Below are 5335 nucleotides of genomic sequence, written 5' to 3'. Positions count from 1 at the left end.
ATACTCTATGTTATCATAGAAAATTAATGCATTTAGTAATTTTAATAGCTCAATTGCCTCTATATTATTATATAAATCTCCCCCATCAATGCCTTTTATATTGTAAATATTCTCTTTATTACAAGCTTCCATAATTTCTTTAACTATTTCTACAACCTTATTTATAATATCCTCTTTATATGTGCTTTTAGGTATATTTTTGCAATATACCTTATTATCTATTTTGGTTAATTCTCCTACTCTTTCATAAGAAATTAACTTAAATTTATTCATATTTTCAAAAACACAATTTAAACTTTGATATAAACTCTTTGTTGTTCTGTAGTTTTTAGTTAACGAATACTTTTTGAAACTAATACTTTCGCTTATTTTATTAAATGCAGTAATATCAGAACCTCTAAATCTATATATAGCTTGTTTAATATCTCCTACTACAAATAGTTTGATATTATTATCTTTCTTAAGCTTATTAATAACTTTAATTTGAATATCATCTGTATCTTGAAATTCATCTATAAATATATATTTATATTTATTATCCATCTTCAAATTGTTTCTATTTAGTAGCCTTTTTAAGTTTATATTAACTTCACCTAATGAAAATCTATTCTCTACCTTATTTTTATCACTATATATTTGATAAGATTCCTTTAATACATTAATTAACATATTAGAAAAGTCTATATGTTCCTCTTCTACAATACCCCAATTGTTATCTAAATCCAGCAAATCAATATTCTTAGCTAATATAGCTTTATAAAACTTTAAAATCTCATCCTTAAGTGTTTTCATTTTTATTTTATGCTTTTGTAAGTACTTTTCATAATCACCTATTTTTTTTTCTAATTGAATATATATTATATTTCTAATATCATATATTCCTGAAACCATTTCAAAATTATTAGCTAAATCTAAAACTTCACTATTACTTCTAATTAAATCAATAGAAAAACTATGTATAGTTGCTATTTTAGAATTTACTACCTCATTAGCACATTCTAAATACTTTTTATCTTTAGTTAGCTTATAATAATTTTCTAAGCATTTAATTAACCTACTCTTCATTTCATTAGTAGCCTCATTAGTAAATGTAATTAGTAAAATCTCATCTTTCAAAAAATATTTATCATAATTAGATTTATATAATAAATACATTATTCTACTTACAATACTAAAGGTTTTCCCTGTTCCTGCTGATGCTGAAATAAGAATATCCTCATCAATTACATTATGTTGAATACAATATGAAGCTAAATTGAAATTAGAGTTAGCTTCTATCTCTTCTAAATATTTAAAAAGCTTATTACAACTTAAAATATTCTCCCCTAATAGTTCTCCATTATTAATTTCAATAAATCTTGAAGGAGCTACTAAGTCCTTAACCAAATAAATACTAAAATTGAATATAGAAAAATAACCTTTCCCATTATAGTTTAATGAATTATTAGAATTAAATAAGTCTATATATATTTCACCATTTTTATAATATACATTTTCACTACTCATTCTTTCATTTAATTTGTTAACAATAAAATTTATAATATTTTCATCAAAAACAACAATACTAATTATACTTCCACTAAAGTATAACTCTAAAACTTCATCTACTTTTCTTGTTAAAACCTCATCAAAAGATAATAAAGGTATTATTAATAACTTTGAGAAATATTCATAATTCTCTTTAGTAATATTACTCTCCATACAAATCTCCCTTTCCTCACTAATACTTACAGTGATACGTTAAATTATTAATATAATATCAAAATTAACCTCTTGATATTACAGCTATTACGACAATAACATTAAATACGCTATTCTACAATAATCTTTCCACTTAGAAGATATATATTTTTATTGTTTTAAATTTATAATACTACTTTAAAGTAACAAAAAAGAGATAGCATCTTGAATAAGAGATACATAAATACGCTCTGTAACATGATACTATCTTTCTTATTCTATTTACTAGTTCTTAAATTTAAAGACATAGGTTTTGACTCTTCTCCATTTGAGTATTTAGCCGTTACCTTTATTCCATAAATAGTGTTTGCTTTTAAGTCTTCAACTGTATAATTTATAGTTCCTACTGGTACTTTAGCTAATTCTTTACCATCTTTATAAACTACATATTCTACTAATCCAAAAGTAGTGTTTGGAGCATTCCAAGTTAAAGTTGCACTATTGCTAGTAACTTTTGATAACTCTAACCCCTTCACTTTATTTACAGCAATAATAATATTATTATTAAAATTATCTATTGCTGAGTTTAATTCATTAATTGATAAAGTTACTTCTTCCGTAGTTGCTTTATCATTGTTTAAAACTTCTTGTGCCTTGTTTATAGCTTCTTCTAATTTAGCCTTAGCTTCTACTGTTATATTTTCACTTGGTGTTTCTAATATGAGTTTTGTAGCTGAAGAAATTAAAGCTTCTAATTCACTTTTATCTACCACTTCTCCTGATTTTGGTCCATATACTTCAAACTCATAAATAGAATATCCATAGGTAGTTGCTCTTTCAACACCTTGCATTTTTACATATCTAGCCTTTGTTGTATCAAAGGTAATTTGCTTAAATCCTGGTGCCCCATTAGTTTCATTATATACTTCTTGATAATTTACACCATCTATTGAAGTTAATATTTTATATTGCTTTCCACAAGCTGGTTCCCAATATATATTTACTTCATTAACATCATAAACATCACCTAAGTCTACTTGGAACCAATCATTATTATTGTAACCTGATGACCACCTTGAATTTTCTTTGTCACCATCTACTGCAAATTCTGGCTTAAATCTATCTACTAAATTTTGTTCAACACTTGATGCTGTTACTTTTTTATTATATGCAAGGTTTGTAGGAGTTTCATCATCCATAATATTGATAGTAGCCTTAGCTTTAAAGCCTGAAATTGCTCCAACTACCTTATTCATTTTAACATTAAAATATTTATGACCATCTCTTTCATCATTATCAAATAACACTACTGAAGTTGTAGCCTCAGTTTGTCCATCTTCAAGTGTTACATCTTGAATCATTCTTTGGAAATCTTGATCTTGTATGGCAGTTCCACTTTCTAAAATAAATGAAGCTGTTACTTCCCCTTTAGATCCCCCTACACGTTTTACTGTAATATCTACTTTACCTGCATTTTCATCAACAGTAATATTATTTGGATTTATCTCTACCATTCCACTTTCATTTTCTAAAACATATACTGCATCTAAATGTGTTGATTTAGAATCTAAAGCAGTTAATTCCACAGTATGCTCTCCATATGCTAAATCTTCACTAGTATAAATAATTTGTTGACTAGTCATATTACCAGCCCCGTATAAATCTGCTATTCCAGCATCCTTACCATCTATTTTAACTGAAAATCTTCCGTGATTTGGATGTGTTGCTGATAAAACAAAGAACTTACTTCCATTAAATTTAAATGTAGCCTTTGATCCTGCTGTTTGAGTCCAATGAGATGTGTTTCCATAGAAGCCTGTCTCACTTTTTCTATCCTGCCATGTTCCTTCATATTTAAATTGATTTAATTCCGTTCCTACATCTTGGTCATCTATTACTCTTAAACCATCTGGAACATTAGATTCCATCTCTATTCTAGAATCTGCTTTATACACACTAACATTATTTATTAAAGGTACTTCTTGAGAAGATAGTATATTAACTCTTATCTTTGAAGCTGTAGTTACAGGAATTCTTACTAATCTCTTATATCCTATAGTTTGTCCCTCAGATACCTTTTTCCAAGTATTTAAATTTTCATTATATACTTCTACACTAAACTTATCTATTCTTTGTCCAAGTGGAATATATTCTTGAATGCTTATTACATCAAATGTAGTTTCTTCACCTAAATCTATTTCAAAGGAACCTGTTTTTACACCATCATCAGTGGTCCAATAAGTATCATAATCACCATCAGTTATCTTATCTGCTGTAAATTTATCAGAATTTACACCCTCACCTCTATAGGTATTTGCCTTAACATCATCATTAATTGCAAGGTCTTCATCAAAAGTATTTGTTAATACAGAATTAAATTCTTCTAATCTAGCTACGTCATCACCATTTAATAAACCTTTTTTATTTGGTGGAACATTTAATAGTAATGTACTGTTTCTACCAACTGAATTAAAATATATATCTACTAATTGAGTTAATGATTTAGTTTTTTGGCTTTCATGGAAAAACCATCCTGGTCTTATTGAAGTATCACTTTCTCCCATAATCCAATGAGTTCCATCAGCATCTCCCTTGTTTAATTGTTCTGTATTATAATGTGGCAATGTTAATTCATCACCATTTATTTTTGACCAACAAGGCTCTCCAGCATAACCTGATTCATTCCCTATCCATCTTACATCTGGACCCATATCAGAAAATATTAGTGCTCCTGGTTGAAGTTCTTTTACAAGAGAAAACCATTGATCAAAGTAATAAGTTTGATTTACATTTGAACCCTTTGCACCATCAAACCAAACCTCTGATATTTCTCCATATTCAGTTAATAGTTTAGTTAATTGAGACATAAAGAACTCATTGTAATCCTCACCTCTATCATCTCCATAATTTGGTGAATTTTGATCCCAAGGTGAAAGATAAACTCCAAATTTTAATCCATACTTTTCACAAGCAATAGATAACTCCTTTACTATATCCCTTCCTCTTACAGCTTCATTTATTGCTGGATTTGTTATATCATGATCTGTTCCTGGACTATCAAATAAATTAAATCCATCATGATGCTTTGCTGTAATTATTACCTTCTTAAATCCTGATTCACTTAGCTCTCTTGCCCATTGGTCTGGATCCAACTCTGTTGGATTAAAGACAGCTGGATTTTCCTTTCCATTTCCCCATTCGGCATCTGTAAATGTATTCACTCCAAAGTGAATAAATGCAGCCATTTCATCCTTACTATACTCTCGCTGCCTTTCTGATGGAACTGGCCCATGCGCTGCTGGTGCTTCAACACTATTTGCTCTAACTTCTGCAAAAGTGCTTGAAAGACCTAGTTGACTTATTAGCACAAATGAGAAACTAAAAGCCAAAATTTTTTTAATCTTTTTACTAAACATAACTTTCCTCCCTATTTCTTTTTATTTATATTAAATCTAGCCTCAATATCAATTTTATCATATTTTTACATTTTAGTTAAATATTGTATTTAATATTCTTATAAAATAAAAATCCACAACAAATACTTATTGTGGACTTCATGTATTAATAATTATTCTATTATAAAAACTATAAACTAAAATGGTGACATTGATATTATCACTGCCAAAATTACTCCTAAAAGAAACATTATATTAAG

Annotated in this window: 2 protein-coding genes; both read right to left on the bottom strand. The window is 27.9% G+C overall.

Features of this window, described 5'->3' with window-relative positions; genetic code table 11:
- A partial coding sequence (locus ACRDBA_RS15375; RefSeq protein WP_438573811.1) for a UvrD-helicase domain-containing protein occupies positions 1-1701 on the bottom strand: 1701 nt, incomplete at its 3' end.
- Between the two features lie 257 nt (positions 1702-1958).
- Positions 1959-5096, bottom strand: coding sequence for an alpha-L-fucosidase (locus tag ACRDBA_RS15370; RefSeq protein WP_438573810.1), 3138 nt, complete (start codon positions 5094-5096; stop codon positions 1959-1961).
- Between the last annotated feature and the right edge of the window lie 239 nt (positions 5097-5335).

It is taken from the genome of Clostridium sp., from assembly GCF_051654825.1.
GTDB lineage: Bacteria > Bacillota > Clostridia > Clostridiales > Clostridiaceae > Clostridium.
This window is presented reverse-complemented; position numbering and strand designations above follow the sequence as displayed.